The following is a 19,071-nucleotide window of genomic DNA, read 5'->3' on the forward strand; positions in this document are numbered from 1 at the left end:
CGCCCCGGAGGCTTCAGCCGGCGGCCGGGCCGCTCGTCACGTGCGTCCAGCGGCTCCCGCTCACCGCGTACACGGTCAGCCTGCGGTTGACCGTGTCCCCGCTCGCGTCGAAGGCGACGGGGCCGGTGACGCCGTCGAAGCTCAGCCGGGCCACGACCGGGGGCAGCTTCGCGCGGGCGTCGTCCGGGAGGGTGCCGCGGTTGGCCGCCACGACCGACTTCACCGCCTCGATGAGGGCCCAGGCCGCGTCGTAGGCGTACGGCCCGTACCAGCCGGCCGCCTCCGGGTACCCGGCCTTCCGGTACCGGGCGAGGAAGTCCTGCCCGGCCGTCGATTCCTCGGGGGCCACGCCGATGTTCGTCGCGAGGTCGCCGTCCGCCGCCGGGTTCATGGTGAGGTACTGCTGGTCGTAGATGCCGTCGCCGCCCATGAAGGGGACGCGTACGCCGGCCTGCTTGAGCTGCTGGGAGAGCGCGGCGGCCGTGTCGTAGTAGCCGCCGAAGTAGACCGCGTCGGCCCCCGAGGACCGTACCTTCGCCGCGAGGCCGGCGAAGTCGCGTTCCGCGGGGTCGACGTGCTCGGCCCCGACGACGCTCCCGCCCAGCCTGGTGAGCTCGGCGGTGAGGCCGGAGGTGAGGGCGGTGCCGTGCGCGCTCCCGTCGTCCACCGCGTACACCTTGGACTTCTTCGCCTCGCCGTGCAGGTACCGGGCGGCGAACGGCCCCTGGTCCACGTCCGTGGCGACCGTACGGAAGTACGAGGAGTGGGGGCGCGACGTGGTGCCGGCCGCCCAGTCGGGGCCCAGCGTCAGCACGGGGTCGGTGTTGCCGGGTGACACGACGGCCAGGTTCGCGCGGACGAGCGGCGCCACCATGGTCTTGGCGACGCTGGAGTTGAGCGGGCCGACCACCCCCAGCACCTTCTCGTCGTCCGCGAGGAGGGCGGCGTTGGACGCGCCCTTGGCGGGGTCGGCCCCGTCGTCCAGGGCCTTGATCTCGAACTTCACACCGGGGACGTGCCGGGTCTCGTTGGCGGTCCTGGCCGCCAGCTCCGCCGAGTTCCTGATCCCGAGGCCCATGGCGGACATACCGCCGCTCAGCGGCGCGTCCACGCCGATCACCACCGTGACGGAGGAGGCCGCTGCACCCTTGCCGGCGGCCTTGCCCCCGCGGGGCGAGCCCTCGTCACCGCCGAGGGTCCAGGCCATTACGGAGCCGGTGGCGAGCGTGGCCAGCACCGCGGCCGTCACCACGGCGCGCCGGGCGAGGGGCCGCTGCGGGGCGGAGGCCCGGTCGCCGTCCGTCATCCGCCGGGTCGCCTTGAGCGTCTCCGGCTCCTCGGCCGGGGGCACGGTCACGGGCGGGACGGTCGGCCGGTCGGGCACGGGGAGCTCCGGCGTACCCGCGTCGGCCGAGCCGGGGTCGAGGACCGTGGGGGTGTGCGACGGAGTCGGCCCGGGCCCGTCCTCGGCGGGGACTTCAGAACCGGGCGGGGCGGGCTCCGGCGTCGTGGTACGGAGCACCTCCGCCAGCATCTCGGCCGCCTCCGCCGCACCGGCACGCTGCGCCGGGTCCTTGGTGAGCAGCGCGTCCAGTACGGGCGCCAGCGGGCCGGCGTGGACGGCCGGCCGGTGCGGCCGGGTGAAGACGGCCACGGCGAGGGCGTGCAGGCCCTCCGCGTCGAACGGCGGGTGCCCCTCGACCGCGTGGTAGAGCGTCGCACCCAGCGCCCACAGGTCGTTGGCGGGCGTGGGGCGCTTGCCCTCCAACTGCTCGGGCGGCATGTAGTGCGGCGTGCCGATGACGCTGCCGCTGTGGCTCAGCCTGGTCGTGGCGTCCGCGAGGTGGGCGATGCCGAAGTCGGTCAGGACGACGCGGTCCCTGGTCAGCAGCACGTTGTCGGGCTTGATGTCGCGGTGGACGATCCCCGCCGCGTGCGCCTCGGCCAGCGCGTCGAGCATGGCGGCACCGATCTCGGCCACCCGCCGCACCGGGAGCCGGCCGCCGGCGCGGACGACGGCGGCCAGGGACTCGCCGCGGACCAGCTCCATCACGATGACGGGGGCGCCCTCGTGCTCCACGACGTCATGGATGGTGATGATTCCGGGATGGCTGAGCGTCACCGCTGCTCGGGCCTCGCCGATGAACCGGCGGACCAGCGCGGCGCGGTCCTCGTCGTCCATGCCTGGCGGGAAAAGGATCTCCTTGACCGCGACCTCGCGTCCGAACAGGTGCTGGTCGAGACCGCGCCACACCCGGCCCATTCCGCCCTGTCCGATACGTTCCACCAGCTCGTACCGGCCGGCGACGCGTTCGGGAATCTGCTCGCTCACGCGCACACTCTAGGTCCTGCTGACCCGATCAGGTGACGGGATCCTGGCTTGATCACGCCCCTGGGCCCAGACCTCGTGCAAGCCCGCGGCGGCCCGCCCCGATCCCGGCGCCGCCGCGCCCGACGGCACCTCCGCCACCGGGCGGCCCGTCGACGAACCCAACCCGTCATCGCTCCGGGTCACTTGGCGACCGAGAGGCAGGCCGGGTTCAGCGCCGGCCACCGTGGCGGGGCTCTTCGTGACCGCCGGGGGCGGGCAACCCGCGCCTGCTGACCGGCGTCCTCTCCCGTGCCGGACACGATCGAGCAGAAACGGGGGAGCGGCGGACGATGCGGGACAAGGTTGCCGACGAGAGCGCGCAGGCGGGGCGGAACGACGGAGGGGACGGGACCGGACCGGGTGGGCCGACCCGCGAGCCGTCGCTCAGCGGCAACACCTGGCCGGTCCTGTTCCTGGCCCCGGCCCTGGCGCTGCTCCGCTTCTTCGGCGAGCAGGCCTGGGCGTACTGGAGCGCCGCCGTCCTCGCCGCCGTGGGGGTGCCGGCCGCGGCGGTCGGCGTCGCCGTCACCGTCCGGGCCCTGTCGCGCGGCCGGCAGCCGCTCGTGGCCCTGTGGGTCATCGGCCTGCTGGCCGGCGGGTCCTGGGTCCTGCTCCACCGGCTCGTGTCGGTCTGACCCGGCCCGTCACGAGCCCGTCGTGACGGGGCGAAAACCGCAGGCCGCCGAGGGCGCCGCCCGCTAGCATCGGCACCCACCCGATCACCCCGGTCCGACGGAGGCACCGATGAACCAGGCCCCGTCGCGGCCCCCCGCCCACCCCGGCCACCCCGAACTCCTGGACGCCGGGCACCCCTTCCGGCAGTGGAAGACCTGGCGGATGCCCGGAGCCGGGCTCACGCTCACCGGGTACTCGCGGGCCAACGACAAAACGTTCTTCCACATACCGGAACTGCGCTGCGCGCTCGACGCCGGACTGGCCGAGGGCCGTCGGCCGGAGACCGTGTTCCTCACGCACACCCACCACGACCACTCCAAGGACCTCGACTACCTCGCCGCACGGCCCGGCGGGGTCGACGTCTACCTGCCCACGGCCGCCGTGCCCTACGTGGAGACCTTCCTCAAGGCCTCGGCGGAGCTGAACCACGGCCCCGCCTACGACCCGGGCCTGGCCGCCGGATGCCGGCTCCACGGCGTGCACGGCGGCGACGAGTTCACGTTCGGCCGCGCCGGGCACCACGTCCGCGTGGTCGACTGCGTGCACAAGGTGCCGTGCGTGGGCTACGCGTTCTCCGAGCGCCGCAAGGCACTGCTGCCCGAGTACGAGGAGCTCCGCCGCTCGCTCGTCGCACAGGGGAGGGGCGGGGAGTTCGGCCGCACCGTCGCCCGGCGCCGCGCGGAGGGCATCGAGACGGAACGCGAGGTCCGCAGACCGCTGTTCGCCTTCCTCGGCGACACCCACGTCAGTGTCTTCGAGGACAACCCCTGGCTCTTCGAGTACCCGGTGATCGTCACCGAGTGCACGTACCTCGACGACGCCGAGGCGGAGCGGGCCGACCGCGTCGGGCACACCGTCTGGAGCCGGCTGAAGCCCGTGGTCGAGTCCCACCCGGACGTCCTCTTCGTCCTCACCCACTTCAGCCTGCGCCACTCGGACCGGGACGTCCTCGACTTCTTCGGTGAGGACCGGCCCGCCAACGTCCTGCTGTGGGCCCACCCCGAGAGCCGGCTGCCCGAACAGCACCAGCACGGCGGCCCCGCGTGAGCGGCGGACAGGGCCGGTGGCAGCCGTACCCGAAGATCCCCTCCCGCGTCCGCCTGGCCGAGTCGGCAGGGGTGCGGGAGTGGGTCGCGCTGGAGAAGGTCCACGGCGCCAACTTCGCCGTCGTCTCCGACGGGACCGGCGTACGCCCCGCCAAGCGCCGCGAACTGCTCGGCGAGGGCGGCCTCGACGACTTCTTCGGCGTGGCCCGGATCTGGCCCGCCCTGGCCGTCGCCGCCGGCCGCTGCGCCGACGCCCTGCGCCGCCGGTACGGTGCGGACCCCGCCGCACCGGTCACGGTCTACGGCGAACTCGCGGGCGGCCGCTACCCGCACCCGGACGTACCGCCGGAGCCCGCGGCGGAGCCGGTGCAGACCGGCGTCTGGTACGCACCGGACCTGCTCTGGCTGCCCTTCGACGCCGCGGTCACGGGCGTCGCCGACGCCCCGGACGGTGTGCTCTGGGCCGGTGACCGCGACCTGCGGCAGGCCGCCGCGGCGGCCGGCCTGCACTGCGCCCCGCTGATCGCCCGGGGGCGGCTCGGCCGGCTCCAGGAGGAGAGCCCGGAGTTCCCGACCCGGGTGCCGGCGCTGCTGGGGCTGCCGGAGCTGCCGGGCAACCTCGCGGAGGGCCTGGTGATCAAGCCGGCCGAGGCGTGGTCACCCGCTCCGGGCACCTCCGCTCCCGCAGGGCGCCCGGTGGCCAAGCTCAAGCACCCTGCCTTCGCGGAAGACGCCCGCTACGACGGCGCCCGCCCCTACCGGGCCCCGTCCGGCGGTGCGGCGGGCGTGCCGGGCTGGCTCCTCGGCGAGGTCACCGCGCTCCTCACGCCGAACCGCGCGGCGGCCGCCGTGAGCAAACTCGGCCCGCGCGTCCCCGTCGAGGAGCTGGCCGCCGAGATCGCGCAGGACGTGGTCGAGGAGATCACGGCGGCCCTCGGCGGCCTGGAGGACGACCTGGCCCCGGCACTGCACGAGGCCGTCCGGGCCGGAGCCCTGACACTCGCCCGCTTCGACCTGGACGACCGCCGCACCCCCGCCCGACGCAACCGCTGACGCCCCACCCGGCCAGGGCCCCCTCACGGCGGCCGGTCCGGCCCCTCGGAGTCCGCGGCCGACACCACGGCGAGCAGCTCGGGCAGCGTGCCGGGGAACTGCCACAGCCGGGGCACGAACGCGGCCCACCGCCCGGCGGGCACACCCCCGGCACTCCAGCGGGCCAGGGCAGCCGCCGTTTCCACGTGGAGGGCGGCCCGCCCGCTCCACGCGGCGCGCGAGACGTCGGCCCGCCCGATTCCTGGCCCACCCACGAGGTCAGCAGGCCCCCCAGCAGCGCGACGACTTCGCGCACCCGGGCCGTGCCGCCCGCGGCCCGCACGGTCTCCCAGGCGGTGGCGCGCGCCGTCGGCGGGTGCTCGCCGCGCCGGTCGAGCAGGGCGGCCGCCGCGAGGTCCGCGTCGCCGGAGTAGAGGTCCAGCGCCGCGGGCCGCTGGTGGTACGGCACGAGCGTCGCGAGACATGCGAGGTGAAACCGGTTGGTCATCCGCCGGTGCGGACCCGTCTCCCCGTACGCAGCCACCTCGCCCGCCCCCTCCGACACCCCAGCCATCGCCCCGCCCCCGTTCCGCCCGGCCGCCCGGCCGCCCGCACCCTGCGAGACCCCCGAACCGCCTCGGCCGGTTGCCCAACGACGGCCACGGCATCGAGCAGCGGAGCCTCAGCGCACGTCCAGCCGGACGGCCAAGGCGGCGATGTCGTCGTCCAGACGGCCCCTGCTGTAGCGGAGGAGGTCGCGGTGGAGGGCCGCGAGGAGTTCGCGCGGCGGCGTCGGGGGCTGCCGGCCCATCCAGGCCGCCAGCGGGAAGAACTCCCCGTCGCGGGCGCGGGCCTCGGCGATCCCGTCCGTGTAGAGCAGCAGCAGGTCGCCGGGGCGGAAGTCGAAGGAGTCGACGTTGTAGTGATCGCCTATCAGCTCCGCCAGGCTGAGCAGCGGGGAGGGGGTGGCGGACTGGAGGATGCGGACGCCGTCGGGATGCAGGAGCAGCGGCGGGGGGTGGCCGCAGTTGAGGATGTCGATGCGCCCGCCCCCGTGCGGGATCTCGGCGAGCAGGGCGGTGGCGAAGCGCTCCATCGGCCCCTCGGGGGGAAAGGCGGAGTTGTAGCGGGTGCTGCTTGCGTCCAGCCTGCGCGCGACGTCCACCATGTCGGCCTCGCCGAAGGCCGCCTCCCGGAAAGCGTTGACGATCGCAGCCGCGGCCCCCACCGCGGGCAGGCCCTTGCCCCGCACGTCGCCGATGAGCAGCCTGACCCCGTACGGCGTGTCAACCACCTCGTAGAAGTCCCCGCCGATCCGGGCCTCCGCCGCGGCGGCGAGGTACAGCGACTCGATCTCGACGTTCCCGATCCGGCGCGGCATGGGGCTCAGCACCACCTGCTGCGCCGCGTCCGCGACGAGCCGCACCTGGAACAGGGTGCGCTCGCGCTGGAGCCGTACGTGGCTGCCGTACGCCGCCGCCACGGTGACCGCGATGATCCCGGCGGCCGTCCACCACGTGCCCAGGTCGGGGAAGACCAGGCTGAGGCCGATCATCAGGAGGAGGCAGACCGTCCCGAGCAGCACGGTCGGCAGGACCGGCCACATGGAGGCGGCCAGGGCCGGCGCCGCGGGCAGGAGGCGGCTGAAGGCCATTTCCGGCGGCGTGGTGTACGCCAGGCTGGCGATGACGACGGTCAGGATCACCGGCGACAGCCGCACGAGCGTTCCCGGGCCGGGGTGCCGACGGTGCCGCGGCCGTCCGGACTCGATCACATGTCACAGAATATCCAGGTAATCGGGTCATAGCGCCCCGACGCCTGCCCGCACCCCACCCTCCGGGCCTCTGACCAGCGAGGATCCCCGCCGAACCCTTCCCCGCATTCAACCCGGCGGGGCCTCACCGTCCAGGCCGCCGCGGCCCACCACGCGAACGGCAGGAAGCTCGGCCCCTGCCTGTTCACCGATGCCGACGGCCGGCAGCACTGGCACCACCTCATCGGCTGGGCTCTGTCCTCGGGTGCCTCGCTCTCGGCGTCTTCGGGACGGCCGCCCGCCACCTCTGGGTCCCGGCCGCCGAGCCGCGGCCGGCGAGACTTGACGACCTCCTGCAGGGCCGTTTCCTTCCGGGAACCACACTGCCTTTAACCTGCGTGTTCACAAGGGCGTTGAGGGGGAGCGCGGCCGGGTGCGGCTGTGCCGGGTTCCCCGTCACACCCGTTTCTCCCGTCCTCTAGACCTACGAGGTGTTCATGTTTCCGCCGACGTCGCGTTCCGCTCCGCATCCGGTACCCACACCGGACGGCACCGCCGTCCCGGGCGCCGGGACGGACCGCGGGAGACTCGACGGTTTCGCCGATCCCGCCACGCGGCTGCTCCTGTGCAGCGACGGCCTGACCACCCCCCTCCTGGAGGCGTGGGTCGGCGCCGGCGTCTCGGTGCGCGAGATGAGCACCCGCCTGGTCCGGGCGGGCGAGGCCCCGACGGAGTCGGTGGAACTGCTCGCGGCCGACCCCGACGAAGTCCTGCTGGAACGCCGCTCCGTTCTGGCCTCGTCGGCCGGCGTGGACCTCTCCCGGAACGTGGTGCTGGCCCGGTGCGGGCTGACCGACGCCGTGGAGCGCTGCCTCACCGACGGTTCGGCGACCATAGGCCGGCTGCTCCGCGAGGCCGGAACCGGCCACCGCCGCACGATAGTCGAGGCCGGACTGGGCAGCTGGGGCGGTCAGCCCGCGGCCTTCAAGACGTACGTCCTGTGGCACGGCGACCAGCCCCTCGCCACGGTGACCGAGCTGTTCAACCCCGAGGTCGTCCCCGCCGCCCTCCGGTCCGTCCCGGCCCTGGCAGGCCGGTCGTGAGCGCCCCCCGCCGCCGCGTGCAGGTGGCCGTCGTCGGCGCCGGTCCCGCCGGACTCGTGCTGGCCAACGTGCTGCACCGGGCCGGGATCTCGGTCGAGGTGCGCGAACGCCTCGGCCGGGCCGAGCTGGAGCAGCAGGCCCGCGCGGGCCTCATCGAGCACCGCGTCGTCGAGTACCTGCGCGAACAGGGCCTCGCCGACCGGCTGCTGGCCGAGGGCGGCCGCCACGAGTGGTGCGAGTTCACCGTCTCGGGCGAGCGGATCCACATCCCGTACGGTGAGCTGTCCGGCGGCGCCGGGCACTGGGTGTACCCGCAGCAACTGCTGGTCCGCGACCTGATCGCCTCGTACGAGAAGGCGGGCGGCGCCGTGCGGTTCGACCGTCCCGTGCTCGACGTGGACACCTCCGGCCCGGTCGCGCTCGTCCGGTGCGAGGACGGCGTCCTGGAGGCCGAGCACGTCGTGGGCTGTGACGGGCCGCGCAGCACCGTCGCCCGCGCGTTCCCCGCCGAGCTCGACGGCGCGCTCGAACGCCGCTACCCCTACGACTGGCTGACCGTGCTCGCCGAGGTGGACCGCCCGGTCGAGGGCATCCGGTACGCCCTCCACGAGGCGGGCTTCGCGGGGATGATGCCGCGTACGTCCCGGCTGGCGCGCTTCTACCTCCAGGTGCCCGCCGACGCGGACCTGGCGGAGTGGCCCGAGCCGCGGATCCGCGAACAGCTGGCGCTCCGGCTGGGACTGCAACCCGAATCGGGGGACCCGGAGTTGGGCGCGCTCACCGAGGTCGGCATGCTACGGCTGCGCGGCCGCGTCCGGCACCACGTACAGGCCGGCCCGCTGCTGCTGGCGGGCGACGCGGCCCATGTGCTGACCCCATCGGGCGCCAAGGGACTCAACCTCGCGGTGGCCGACGTCGCCGACCTCGCCCACAGTCTCCTGCGGTACCACCTGGAGGGCGACACGGAGACGCTCGCGGGCTACCAGGCGCGCCGCCACGGGGCAGCCTGGACGACGCAGGAGTTCTCCGACCGGCTGCTGGACCTGATGCACCTCCCGCCGGGCGGTGCGGAGGAGTCCGCCTTCGGTCTGAGGCTGCGGCGGGAGCGGCTCGCCCGCCTGGCCGCCCCTGGCCCGGAGGGCGAGGCGTTCGCCCGCGCCTACGGCGGCGCGGGCCGCCTGCGCACGGGGCCCGCACCCGCACCGGCCCCGTAGGACGCCCGCCCGCAGTGCCGGAGCCCGGGGGACGACCAGGGCTCCGGCACCGCGGGCCGCACCGGCCGGGCCGCGGACCGCAGGAGCACGCGCGTCCCGGCCGGCCGCGCACCGTACGGGCACGCGCGTCCCGGCCGGCCGCGCTCAGTCCGCGTCGACGACCTTCACGGAGACCGGCGTCCCCGCCTCCACCGTGCGGCTCACCGTGCAGAGCTTGTCGTGCGAGGTCTTCACGGCGCGCGGCAGGATCGCCCGGGCACGGTCGCCGCCCTCGCCCTCGGGGAAGGCGACCGCGAACGCGACCTCCAGGCCGGTCATGCTGTTGCCGCCGTCGTCCTGGACCTTGTGGCCGCTGGCGACGAGCGAGAAGGTGCTGGGTTCCGCGTGCCGGCCGGTCGCGGCGTCCACGTCCGCCGCGGAACAGCCGGCGATCGCCGCGAGGAAGAGCTCCACCGGGGTGAAGCCCGCCCCGGAGCCGGTGCCGAAGGTGAGCTTCTCACCGCGCGAGTTGATCGCGGTGAACCGGCCGGGGCCGGTCCGCTCGACGGTCACGGAGCGGAGGGAGTCGGATGCGGAGTCGGTAGTCATGGACCTGACGTTAACCCGCCCACCGTCTCCCTGCCCGCCCCTGCCGCCCGCCGTCACGGCCCGCGGGGTCCGGCGCCGACCAGCTGCCCAGCAGGCGCAGCGCGTGCGCGGACGGGCTGTCGGGCTCCGCGGTGTAGAGGTGGAGCGCCTGGTCGGGGTCGTCGGGCAGGGTGAGCGACTCGTGGTCCAGGGCCAGTTCGCCGACGAGCGGGTGGCGGTAGTGCCTGGTGCCGTGGGTGTACTCCAGGAGGTCGTGGTCGGCCCACCACCGGCGGAAGTCCTCGTCGCGCACCGACAGCTCGCCGACCAGTTCGGCCAGCCGGGGGTCGTGCGCGTGCCGGCCCGCGTACAGGCGCAGGGCGGCGACCGTGCCGCGCGCCGCGGTCTCCCAGTCCGTCAGCAGGTCGCGGGCGGTAGGGCCGAGGAAGATGAACCGCGCGAGGTTGCGCTCGCGGTACGGCAGCGCGTCGAAGTCGGTGTACAGGGCCTTGGCGAGGGTGTTCGCCGCCAGCACGTCCAGCCGGCGCCCCAGGATCATCGCGGGGGTGTCGGGCAGCGAGCCGAGGAGCCTGAGCAGCCCGGGTCGCACCCGCTGGGGCGCCGCGGTACGGCGCCGCCCCGCACCCGGCCCGGGGCGTGCGAGGTCGAAGAGGCGGGCGCGCTCCGCCGTGTCCAGACGCAGGGCCCGGGCCACGGCCTCCAGCACCGACGCCGAGGCGTTGGGATGGCGCCCGCGCTCCAGCCGTACGTAGTGGTCCGGGCTGATCCCGGCCAGCCGGGCCACCTCCTCGCGGCGCAGCCCCCGGACGTGGCGGCGGGGGGTCTCCGGGCCCAGACCGACGGTGGACGGGCTGGTCCGGGCCCGGCGCGAGCGCAGGAAGTCGCGCAGCTCCAGGTTGGGCTCGCGCCCCGCTGACGTGCTCATTCATCCAGGCTAGGGGGCGCCCCGGCGCTGCCGCGCGCCGAAGAGGGACCGCGGACCGCGCCGGCTCCGGCCCTCCACGCGCCACCGGCGTCGGGGCCGTCACCGGACCGGACACCGCGGCTTCCCAGGGGCCCGGCGTGGTGGGAGCATGTGCCCACCGGCGGCACCCGCCAACGTGGGGGTGTGCCCGCCCGGAGTCACCGTCCTGGAGTCCCCATGAACCTTCGGCTCCGGCCCACCCGCCCCACCCAACTCCTCCTCGCCGCCGCCGCGACGGCCGGGCTGCTGCTCACCGCCTGCGGCGGCACCCCCGGGACCCCGGCCCCGGCGCCGACCAGTGCGCCGCCCGCCACCCCGCGTACGCCCTCCGGGCCCGGTACGGGAACCCTGCCACCAGCCACTCCCTCCCACACCCCCGCCACCGCTGCGCCCGGGGCCGCCGAACCGGCCCTGGGGCCGGGCCTGCAGCCGGTCTGGCCGTTCACCACGCTCGCGCAGGCGCAGGCCTGGCAGCGCTCCCACCGCGAGGGCGGCCACCAGCCCTGGCACCTGGACGCGGAACACACCGCCCTCTCCTTCGTCCAGGGCTACCTGGGCTTCCGGGAGATCGACCGCGTCTCCTCACGCACCGTCAGCGGCCGGCACGCCCGGATCGGCGTGGGCCTGGGGAACCCCGAGGAGGCGCGCCGCGGCACCGCGGCGGTCATCCACCTGGTGCGGTACGGCACCGGGGCGGACGCCCCCTGGGAGGTCGTCGGCACCGACGACACCACCTTCTCCCTGACCCTGCCCGCCTACGGCTCCCGGGCGACCTCCCCGCTCAGGGCGGGCGGACGGATCACGGGAGTGGACGAGAGCATCAGGGTGGAGGTGCGCCAGCCGTCGTCGCCGCGCCCCCTCGGCACCGCCTGCTGCACCCCCGCCGGGGGCTCCGGCACCCCGTGGAACGCCACCGTCTCCTACACCCGCCCGACCGATCCGGTCCTGACCGTCGTGGCCTCGACCGGCGGCCACCTCGCGGAGGTCGAACGCTTCACCATCACCGCGGTACGCACCCGCTGACCCGGCGTCACCCGGCCGCGGTGCCTCCCGCCAGCCGTTCGCGGAGCCGGTTCCTGTCGGGTTTGCCGGCCGGCGTGAGGGGGAGGCGGGGGACGGCGTGCAGGAACTCGGGGGCGTGCACCGCCCCCGTGCGCTCGGCGACGAACCGCCGCAGCTCCGCGGGACCGGGCCGGCCGCCCGGCGCGAGGACGACCGCGGCGTGCACGTGCTCCGTCTCGTCCGCGTCGCGGGCGCCGAACACCGCGCACTGGGCCACGGCGGGGTGGGCCAGGAGGACCTCCTCCACCTCCGACGGGTACACGTGCCCGCCGGGCACGATGATCACGTCCGAGAGCCGGTCGACGAGGTACAGGTAGCCGTCCTCGTCGAGGTACCCGACGTCCCCGGTCCGCAGCCAGCCGTCGCGCAGGACCCGGGCGGTCAGCTCGGGCTGCTTCCAGTAGCCGCGCATGACGCCCGCCGAGCGCACCTGGATCTCGCCCTCCCGGCCGGTGGGCAGGTCCTGGCCGGCCGGGTCGCGGATGGCGATCTCGACGCCGGGCAGGGCCCGGCCCACGGTGATCCGGCCGCCCGCCCCGGTGTGCGTGTGCTCGTGCGGGGCGAGGGCGGTGATGCTCTGCGCCTCCGACTGTCCGTAGCCGCCCGTCAGGACGGGGCCGAAGACCTCCAGCGCCTCGCGCAGCCGGCTCGCCGAGGCGGTGCACCCGCCGTACAGGATCCGGCGCAGGCTGGACACGTCCGTCCCGGCCAGGGCGGGATGGTCGAGGAGCTGGTGGAGCAGCGGCGGCAGCAGCCAGGTGTGGGTGATCCGCTCGCGTGCGACGGCCGCGAGGACGTCACCCGCCTCGAAACCGTTCCGCAGCACGACCGAACCGCCCCGGTACAGGTGCAGGTCGGCGTAGAACCCGGCGAGGTGGGCCAGCGGGGTGCAGGCCAGGAAGCGGGACGGGCCGTCCTCGGCGAGCGGCGAGTCCAGGGCCCGCCGGTACGGGCCGTGCAGGCTGAGGATCCCCTTGGGCACACCGGTGGTGCCGCCCGTGTGGCGGATGGCGAGGTCGTCGTCGGGTCCGATCCGGACGTCCGGGATCCCGGCCGGCTGCCGGGCGGAGGCGGCCAGCACGTCCGGGCCCGCCGGCCCCGGGCCCAGCCCCAGCACGGCCGGCACGTCGACCAGCGGCAGCAACCGCCGGGCGGCCTCCTGCCGCCCGGCGTCGACGAGCAGCATCCGGGTCTCCGCGCTGCTCACGACGGCGGCCATCGCCTGCGGGCCCATGCCGTCGTGGAGGCCGACGACCCGGGCACCCGTGAGGCTCGCGGCGTACCGGGCACTGAGCCCCTCGGGCGTGTTGCCGGTCAGCAGGGTCACGGTCAGGCCCCGGCCCGCGCCGCGCGCGGCGAGCTCCCCGGCGAGCCGGCACGTGGTCCCGTGGAACTCGTGCGCCGTGATGCGCCTTCCGTCGGCCGTCGTCAGCACGGTGCGCTCCGGCGTCGCGGCCAGCCTCTCCAGGACGGCCGCCGCATAGGGCGTGAACCCGGGGGTCACCGCCCGCACCCCGCCGCCGCACCGGCCGGCACCGCCGGCCGTGTCACCGGCCGTCCGGGTAAGCCCGGCGCCGCCTCCAGCGCGGTGTGCCGCCGCACGGATACCTCCACGCAACCCTCCCACGGGAACGAGCGAGCCTGCGGACCCGGCCGGAAGCGTCCGCCGGTCCTGCGTCGCCTTCACCATGCCCAGCGCGACGGCGTGCCCAACCCGGGGGCGTGGACCGGCTGCCGCCCGGCGGCCGTGCCGAGCCGGTCCGCCGTGCGTGCGTGCGTCGCCGCTCCGGCCGTACGTGAGCGGCCGGGCCCGCCGTACGTCAGCGGTTGGGCGGACCCACCGGACGCCACGGGGACAGGGCCGCGCCGGGGCCGGGGGAGGCGGTGGCCCAGTACAGCCGCGCGTCGGGGCCGACGGCGGCCACGCCCACCGAGCGGTCCGCGCCCAGGGCGGCGGACGGCGAGCCGTCGAACAGCACCACCGGTGCCTGCTGCCAGGGCAGGCCCGCGCCCAGCGAAGCGCCGAGACCGCCGCCGGACGACCGCCCGGCCACCACGTCGCCGGCCGCGGTGACCGGCCCGTAGCCGCCCGCGCTGCCGACGACGTCCCTGACCGGCGAGAGCGCCAGGAGCCTCTCCACGACCGAGGCCACCGCGGTACGGACCGTCCCCGTGCCGGGCTTGCGGAACCACAGCCGCACCCCGGAGCCGTCGGGCACCGCCGTCAGCGGCAGGGTCGTCGCCGGCAGGCCGGTCGCACCGGGCCCGGCGAGCCGCCCCGACGCCCCGTCCGAGACCCAGCCCAGCACCGTCGCGGGGGTGTTGACGAACACGTAGCTCCGGCCGTCCGCGTCCACCGCGGCGGCCGGGTTGCCCTGCAGGCCCTCGCCGCCCAGGTGCTCCCAGGGACCCCAGGTCCCGTCCGGGGCCTCGGCGGCCGCGCGCAGCGTGTGGGCCCCGTCGCGCACGTACACCGTCGGCTGGCCCGAGGCGTCGAGCGTGACCGCCGGGGCGCTGATGTCGGAGGTCCACTGCGCGTCGTCCGGCTCCGGCGACCCCAGGGACCGCCAGTCCCCGAACGCCCCGCCGGGCGCGGTCTGCACGGCGGTCACCACCTCGCGCCGGTAGTCGGCCCCGGTGGCCCCGAGGACGGTACGGGTCCCGAAGACCGCGATGCGCCCGTCCGGGAGCCGCACCGCCGTCGCGCCCTGGTCCATCCCGGCGCCCGGGAGGAACGACGGACCGGCCCAGCGGGCGTTCGCGTCCGCGGAGTCGGGGCGCCGCCAGACGGCCATCCGCCCGTCGAGGACGGCGAAGGCCGTGGCGGACTGGCCGGGCCCGGGCACCAGCCAGCCGGTGCCGTTGTCGCGCGCGTAACGGATGGTCTCCGCCCAGCGGTTGCCGCCCGGACGCGCGGCGACGTTCAGGTCCCCGCAGCCCGACGGGCTGTGGCAGTAGTTGCGCCGGTCCATCCAGGCGTACGTCTCCAGGACGTCCAGCTTGCTCCGGTGCAGCTCGGGGCCGAGGGCGCCGGGCAGGGAGCCGGTGAGGTAGCCGAGGTAGTTCTGCACGGTGAAGTGGGTGCGCCGCCCGGCGTCGGCCGCGTACCGGGCCAGCGCCGCCTGCAGGAAGCGCGCCCCGTACATGTGGTCCTGGTGGTCCGTGAGGCGCCCGGTGTCCGGGTGGCGGCCCGGGGTGGGGTCCTGGGAGCGGACCAGGGTGGGCCGGAACCGCTCCAGGAGGCCGACCAGCGTGCTGACGACCTGGTCCTTGGTGTACGAGAAGGTGCCGGTCACCGGAGTGCCGGCGGAGAGCTGCGTGCCGAGCGAGCCGGTCGTGCCGTCCCAGAGGCCGGTGAGGCTCTCCGGCTTCGGCAGGTACGGGTCGCCGGCCTCGCGTATCTGGAGCCACACCAGCTGGACCGTGGGCTTCGCGGTGAGGACGTCCAGCTCGGCCTGTCCGCCGCCCGCGGTGGGGATGACGGTACGGGTCCAGCGCGCGGCGCGGTCGCCGGTGGCCATGCGGGCGTAGGCGGCGCGTATGCCGTTCTGGCGGGCCTCGGCGTACGCGGCCTTGTCGGCGGCGGGCCGGACCGCGACGTTCTGCCCCGCCCCCCGGGCCCCCCGGGCACCCGCCTGGCGGGGTATGCCGGCTGCGCGTCCGCCCTCCTGGCTGCGGGCGGCTCGGGCATCGGGCTGCGGGGGGCCGGATGCCTCGGGCCGGGCGGGGACGGGAACACCCGCCGCTCCGGAAACGGCGGCGTCCGCAGCCCCGGCCGCTCCGGAAACGGCGGCGTCCGCAGCCCCGGCCTCGCCGGAACGGGCTTCCCCGGCCCCGGCCTCGCCGGAACGGGCTTCCCCGGACCCGGGCACCCCGGCACCGGCCTCCGCGGCGCCTGCTGGCGGCCTGCCCGTCTCGCCCGCCTGCCCGTTGATCCCGTCCGACTCGCCCGCGGTCAGGAACACGGTGGTCAGCGCGTGGCCGGCGCCGATCGAGCGCTCGATGTCCGGGTTCATGAAGTACAGGTCGTCGTCGGGGTGGGCGACGACCTGGAGCACGGTCCCGGTGCCGGGTATGCCGTCGGGGGAGTCCTGCGCGGCGCGCGCGTCGGCGCCCGCGGCGGTGTCCGCCGCCCCGAGACCACCGGTGGCCGAGGCGACCACCATCGCGGCCGCGCCCACGCAGGCCGCGGCCGTCAGCGCGGCGGTCCGCGTGATGCGCTTCCGCCGGTCGGCGGCGGCGCGCTCGCGCCCTGTGGTCATGACGGGTCTCTCCCTGCGGCCGACGGGACCTGTTCCGTCTCCTGGCACCGCAGAGGGCGCACCGGTATGGGCGTCACACCATATGTGATGTTCGGAACCGGTCATTCCGGCAGCTGGGGCGGCGGACCGGCACTCCCCGGCCAGCACTGGCCCCCGCCCCGGAGCGTGTGACGGCTTTCACGCGCCGACCGCCCCGCGCGGGGCGCCTGTGGCGCGACGGCGATGGCCGTCAGGGAGCCGCGCGCAGGCTGCCCAACGTGAGGGCGACCAGCCGGTCGACGGCGTCGCGGGCCGGGATCGCGGTGGCGGCGGTCAGCGCGTGGAGGCACACCCTGCGACGGGGAACGCGCGCCGCGGCGGGTGAGGTCCTTCGCGGCCGACGCCGTCGCCGCGGCCGTGGTGCCGGCGGTCGTGCACCTGGCCGGCGGCGGCATGGTGCGGCACGCGCCGTGCGCCCCTTCCGGCCCGCGCTCCGCAAGGCCCCCATGGCCCGGCCCCGATCGCCCGGGCACCTCCCTCCGGACCGGCTGCCGCCGTCGTGGGAGAGGTCCGGCGGCCCCGCTCACGGGCACGGCGGGCTCACGCCTCAGGCCAGCACCCACTGCGGCGGGTGGCCGGGGTCGGTCGGGCAGGTGAAGACGTGCAGGTCCCGGTCCCGGCCGAAACGGAGCCGGGTCGGGCGGACGACGGACACCCCGCCCCGTAGGGAAGCCTTGCCCGGGAGGGACGGGCCGCGGTCCTCCACCGGCACCCAGCTGTGCGAGTTCGCGTCCGCCTCGTCGCCGCCGGCGGTCAGCAGCAGCCCCATCTCCGCACCGCAGGACCCGCAGCCGACGGACATCGGGCCCGTCGACGCCCAGCTCGGAAAGCCGCCGACCCGCCAGCCGGGCGGGATCGACAGGTCCCCCTGGTAGCTGAGGGCATCGGGGCCGTGCTCCGCCGCCTGGGCGTCGTCCCAGGCGTCGATGCGGGCGATCAGCGGGGCGGGCAGCGTGTCGTCCTCCGCCCAGGGGTACGTGTCCACGTCTTCCGGGTGAAGGGCGCACGGCTCGGGGAGTTCGTGTTCCCACGGCAGCACGGGCACTTCGGGCGCGGCGTCGAGGAACCGTCCCGCCCGCTCGGCCTCCGCCGCCCGCCGCCACCGCAGGTGGTACCGGCGCGCCAGGGACGGACCGTGGCTGTACGGGCACCGGAAGATCTGCACCAGGTCCGCACCGCCGGGCCCCGCCGCCAGGCGCGGCACGTCCCGCCGGAAGAGCTGGGCGAGCCCCACGAACGGCACCGGACCTCCCTCGCCCGGCGCCCCTTCGCCGGGCCACGGCCGGCTCCGAGGAAACTCGCCGGCAGCCCGGGCCCTGCGGATCTCGTCCGGCGGGTACCCCGAGTCCCTCCTCTCGTGGGCCTCGTGGCAGGCCGGCCACGGCTCGTCGTACGGCCACAGCATCGGCCCGCCGACATGGCTGTCACGCACACCGGGCCGCCCGGGCCTGGGGTGCAGGCGCGTCGTCCGGCCGCGGTGGGCGGCCAGTTCGGGGAAGACGGCCTCCGCGGGTACCGGCCTGGCCGGCGTGGTCCTGGTCATCCGCAGACCGTACGCGGACGGCCGAACGGCACGCCACCGCGTTCCCGCGTCGCCCCGGCACGTCCCGCGGGATGCGCACCGCCCTCCCGTACACGGCACAATCGGGCATGATCGGCGGATGGCGCGCCCACCGCACCGCGGCGGGCCGCGCCGCCGGAACCGCCTCCACAGCCACCCTCCACCCCGACGCACGACCCTCCCGGTCTCAACCGCCAAGGAGCCCCATGGAGTCCGAGCCGTACACCCCCGCCCCGCTGCCCGCCCGGAGCCGGGAGGTGGCGCGCGCCCTGGCCGCTGCGGGCATCCCCGGTCAGGTACGGGAACTCAGCGAGTCCGCCCGTACCGCGGCCGAGGCCGCCTCGGCCCTGCAGTGCGAGGTCGGCGCCATCGCCAACAGCCTGGTGTTCCTCTCGGGCGACCAGCCCGTCCTGGTCCTCACCAGCGGCCGCCACAAGGTCGACACGGCCGCCCTGGCCGCCCGCTGGGAACGCCCCGCACTCCGCCGCGCCACACCCGAACAGGTCCGTGACGCCACGGGCCAGGCCATCGGAGGCGTCGCCCCCGTCGGCCACCCCCGCCAACTCCCCACGGTCGTGGACGCGGCCCTCACCGAGTACCCCCGCGTGTGGGCGGCCGCGGGCACCCCGCACACCGTGTTCCCCACCACCGCCGAGGAACTCCTCCACCTCACCGGCGGCCTCCTGCTCCCGGTGGGCCCCAACGCCTGAGCCGTCTACAGGTCGACGAGCGCGACGGTCACCGTCGCGATGTCGCCGACCTCAAGGGATTCGGCCCTGCGCACGGCACGCTTGACCGGCAGCACGAAACACCCGCGCCCGCTGTCCGGAAACACGGACGTCAGCCAGGTGCTCCCGCCGACCGTGACGCGCACCCGCCGCGACCCGAACCCACGGCGGGTCCCGTCGCCCAGCTCCCGGATCTCCTCGGACACATCGGCGGGCAGACTGACGAACACCCAACTGTCGTCCCGCCGGGCATCCCAGATCCACAGCTCGGCCTCGAAGGTGAACTCCACATGACCAGCATCCCACGCAACTCCCGACCAGCCCCGAACCCTCCGGAAGGACGGAGACCCGCTGTGCATGTCCGGGACCACCAAGAGCTGGAGGTGACCGTCGTCGCGGTCGCCCCGGTGGGCTCCAAGGTGGAAGTCGACGGACTCCACGGCGTGTTCGGATTCATCGACCAGGTGAAGCACCCCTCGTGGTGGGACGTGGACGAGGAGCCGCCCCAGGTCGGTGACAGGCTCCACGTCTGCGTCCTCGACGCGACCCGCGAGCCGTACCCGCGCCTCAGCGCCCTGCAGGACGACAAGGACATGGCACGCCGCCTGCGCGGCGACGCGTAGCCGCGCGGACGAGGAGTTCCGGCCGGCCGGCCCCCGGGCCGGGAACTTCG

17 protein-coding genes are annotated in these 19,071 nt (G+C 75.7%); 8 read left to right on the forward strand and 9 right to left on the reverse strand.

The window, feature by feature from the left end; translation table 11 throughout:
• Window positions 1-13: 13 nt before the first annotated feature.
• Window positions 14-2,332 carry a bifunctional serine/threonine-protein kinase/ABC transporter substrate-binding protein gene (locus tag ACIQUQ_RS20710; protein WP_403977739.1) on the reverse strand — a complete coding sequence of 773 codons (2,319 nt, stop codon included), beginning with the start codon at window positions 2,330-2,332 and terminating at the stop codon, window positions 14-16.
• A gap of 329 nt (window positions 2,333-2,661) precedes the next feature.
• Between ACIQUQ_RS20710 and ACIQUQ_RS20715 the strand changes: the two genes are divergently transcribed.
• The 3 genes from ACIQUQ_RS20715 (at window position 2,662) to ACIQUQ_RS20725 (ending at window position 5,145) form a co-directional block, all read left to right on the forward strand.
• Window positions 2,662-3,006 (forward strand): hypothetical protein, encoded by a 345-nt coding sequence (locus tag ACIQUQ_RS20715; protein WP_403977741.1) that lies wholly within the window; start codon window positions 2,662-2,664, stop codon window positions 3,004-3,006.
• A gap of 109 nt (window positions 3,007-3,115) precedes the next feature.
• Window positions 3,116-4,093, forward strand: coding sequence for an MBL fold metallo-hydrolase (locus ACIQUQ_RS20720; RefSeq protein ID WP_403977743.1), 978 nt, complete (start codon window positions 3,116-3,118; stop codon window positions 4,091-4,093).
• A complete protein-coding gene (locus ACIQUQ_RS20725; RefSeq protein WP_403977745.1) occupies window positions 4,090-5,145 on the forward strand; it encodes an RNA ligase family protein in 1,056 nt (351 codons plus the stop codon). Before ACIQUQ_RS20720 ends, ACIQUQ_RS20725 begins: the two co-directional genes overlap by 4 nt.
• A 23-nt stretch (window positions 5,146-5,168) precedes the next feature.
• On the opposite strand, the gene ACIQUQ_RS20730 is transcribed toward ACIQUQ_RS20725, so the two are convergent.
• Both ACIQUQ_RS20730 and ACIQUQ_RS20735 read right to left on the reverse strand, forming a co-directional pair.
• On the reverse strand, window positions 5,169-5,399 hold the full coding sequence (locus tag ACIQUQ_RS20730) for a hypothetical protein (RefSeq protein ID WP_403977747.1): 231 nt from the start codon (window positions 5,397-5,399) through the stop codon (window positions 5,169-5,171).
• Window positions 5,400-5,806: 407 nt separating this feature from the next.
• Entirely contained in the window at window positions 5,807-6,898 is a 1,092-nt protein-coding gene (locus tag ACIQUQ_RS20735) for a PP2C family protein-serine/threonine phosphatase (RefSeq protein ID WP_403977749.1), read from the reverse strand.
• Between the two features lie 476 nt (window positions 6,899-7,374).
• Between ACIQUQ_RS20735 and ACIQUQ_RS20740 the strand changes: the two genes are divergently transcribed.
• Both ACIQUQ_RS20740 and ACIQUQ_RS20745 read left to right on the forward strand, forming a co-directional pair.
• Window positions 7,375-7,980, forward strand: coding sequence for a hypothetical protein (locus ACIQUQ_RS20740; protein ID WP_403977751.1), 606 nt, complete (start codon window positions 7,375-7,377; stop codon window positions 7,978-7,980).
• Window positions 7,977-9,194 carry an FAD-dependent monooxygenase gene (locus ACIQUQ_RS20745; RefSeq protein ID WP_403977753.1) on the forward strand — a complete coding sequence of 406 codons (1,218 nt, stop codon included), beginning with the start codon at window positions 7,977-7,979 and terminating at the stop codon, window positions 9,192-9,194. Before ACIQUQ_RS20740 ends, ACIQUQ_RS20745 begins: the two co-directional genes overlap by 4 nt.
• A gap of 144 nt (window positions 9,195-9,338) precedes the next feature.
• On the opposite strand, the gene ACIQUQ_RS20750 is transcribed toward ACIQUQ_RS20745, so the two are convergent.
• Window positions 9,339-9,782: an OsmC family protein gene (locus ACIQUQ_RS20750; protein WP_403977755.1), complete on the reverse strand. Its 444-nt coding sequence runs from the start codon at window positions 9,780-9,782 to the stop codon at window positions 9,339-9,341.
• A gap of 10 nt (window positions 9,783-9,792) precedes the next feature.
• On the reverse strand, window positions 9,793-10,707 hold the full coding sequence (locus ACIQUQ_RS20755; protein WP_403977757.1) for a helix-turn-helix domain-containing protein: 915 nt from the start codon (window positions 10,705-10,707) through the stop codon (window positions 9,793-9,795).
• Window positions 10,708-10,923: 216 nt separating this feature from the next.
• Between ACIQUQ_RS20755 and ACIQUQ_RS20760 the strand changes: the two genes are divergently transcribed.
• Window positions 10,924-11,769 carry a hypothetical protein gene (locus tag ACIQUQ_RS20760; RefSeq protein WP_403977759.1) on the forward strand — a complete coding sequence of 282 codons (846 nt, stop codon included), beginning with the start codon at window positions 10,924-10,926 and terminating at the stop codon, window positions 11,767-11,769.
• Between the two features lie 7 nt (window positions 11,770-11,776).
• On the opposite strand, the gene ACIQUQ_RS20765 is transcribed toward ACIQUQ_RS20760, so the two are convergent.
• The 3 genes from ACIQUQ_RS20765 to ACIQUQ_RS20775 all read right to left on the reverse strand — a co-directional run bounded on the left by ACIQUQ_RS20765 (window position 11,777) and on the right by ACIQUQ_RS20775 (window position 17,652).
• On the reverse strand, window positions 11,777-13,312 hold the full coding sequence (locus tag ACIQUQ_RS20765) for an AMP-binding protein (protein ID WP_403977761.1): 1,536 nt from the start codon (window positions 13,310-13,312) through the stop codon (window positions 11,777-11,779).
• Between the two features lie 316 nt (window positions 13,313-13,628).
• Window positions 13,629-16,070 carry a PIG-L family deacetylase gene (locus ACIQUQ_RS20770; RefSeq protein WP_403977763.1) on the reverse strand — a complete coding sequence of 814 codons (2,442 nt, stop codon included), beginning with the start codon at window positions 16,068-16,070 and terminating at the stop codon, window positions 13,629-13,631.
• 586 nt (window positions 16,071-16,656) lie between these two features.
• Window positions 16,657-17,652 (reverse strand): hypothetical protein, encoded by a 996-nt coding sequence (locus tag ACIQUQ_RS20775; protein ID WP_403977765.1) that lies wholly within the window; start codon window positions 17,650-17,652, stop codon window positions 16,657-16,659.
• 224 nt (window positions 17,653-17,876) lie between these two features.
• Between ACIQUQ_RS20775 and ACIQUQ_RS20780 the strand changes: the two genes are divergently transcribed.
• Entirely contained in the window at window positions 17,877-18,380 is a 504-nt protein-coding gene (locus ACIQUQ_RS20780) for a YbaK/EbsC family protein (RefSeq protein ID WP_403977767.1), read from the forward strand.
• Window positions 18,381-18,385: 5 nt separating this feature from the next.
• Here the strand turns inward: ACIQUQ_RS20780 and ACIQUQ_RS20785 are convergent, their stop codons facing one another.
• Window positions 18,386-18,688, reverse strand: coding sequence for a DUF1905 domain-containing protein (locus tag ACIQUQ_RS20785; protein WP_403977769.1), 303 nt, complete (start codon window positions 18,686-18,688; stop codon window positions 18,386-18,388).
• 63 nt (window positions 18,689-18,751) lie between these two features.
• On the opposite strand from ACIQUQ_RS20785, the gene ACIQUQ_RS20790 reads away from it, so the two are divergent.
• Complete coding sequence (locus tag ACIQUQ_RS20790) at window positions 18,752-19,021, forward strand: hypothetical protein (RefSeq protein WP_403977771.1); 270 nt, start codon at window positions 18,752-18,754, stop codon at window positions 19,019-19,021.
• Window positions 19,022-19,071 lie beyond the last annotated feature (50 nt).

This window comes from Streptomyces sp. NPDC101118 (assembly GCF_044759445.1).
Classification (GTDB): Bacteria; Actinomycetota; Actinomycetes; order Streptomycetales; family Streptomycetaceae; genus Streptomyces.

Bases quoted from the DNA above. Each gene is read 5' to 3' on its own strand.
- ACIQUQ_RS20715 (WP_403977741.1), top strand. From the start codon at position 2,662: ATGCGGGACAAGGTTGCCGACGAGAGCGCGCAGGCGGGGCGGAACGAC.
- ACIQUQ_RS20720 (WP_403977743.1), top strand. From the start codon at position 3,116: ATGAACCAGGCCCCGTCGCGGCCCCCCGCCCACCCCGGCCACCCCGAA.
- ACIQUQ_RS20740 (WP_403977751.1), top strand. From the start codon at position 7,375: ATGTTTCCGCCGACGTCGCGTTCCGCTCCGCATCCGGTACCCACACCG.
- ACIQUQ_RS20750 (WP_403977755.1), bottom strand. From the start codon at position 9,782: ATGACTACCGACTCCGCATCCGACTCCCTCCGCTCCGTGACCGTCGAG.
- ACIQUQ_RS20755 (WP_403977757.1), bottom strand. From the start codon at position 10,707: ATGAGCACGTCAGCGGGGCGCGAGCCCAACCTGGAGCTGCGCGACTTC.
- ACIQUQ_RS20760 (WP_403977759.1), top strand. From the start codon at position 10,924: ATGAACCTTCGGCTCCGGCCCACCCGCCCCACCCAACTCCTCCTCGCC.
- ACIQUQ_RS20770 (WP_403977763.1), bottom strand. From the start codon at position 16,070: ATGACCACAGGGCGCGAGCGCGCCGCCGCCGACCGGCGGAAGCGCATC.
- ACIQUQ_RS20775 (WP_403977765.1), bottom strand. From the start codon at position 17,652: ATGACCAGGACCACGCCGGCCAGGCCGGTACCCGCGGAGGCCGTCTTC.
- ACIQUQ_RS20780 (WP_403977767.1), top strand. From the start codon at position 17,877: ATGGAGTCCGAGCCGTACACCCCCGCCCCGCTGCCCGCCCGGAGCCGG.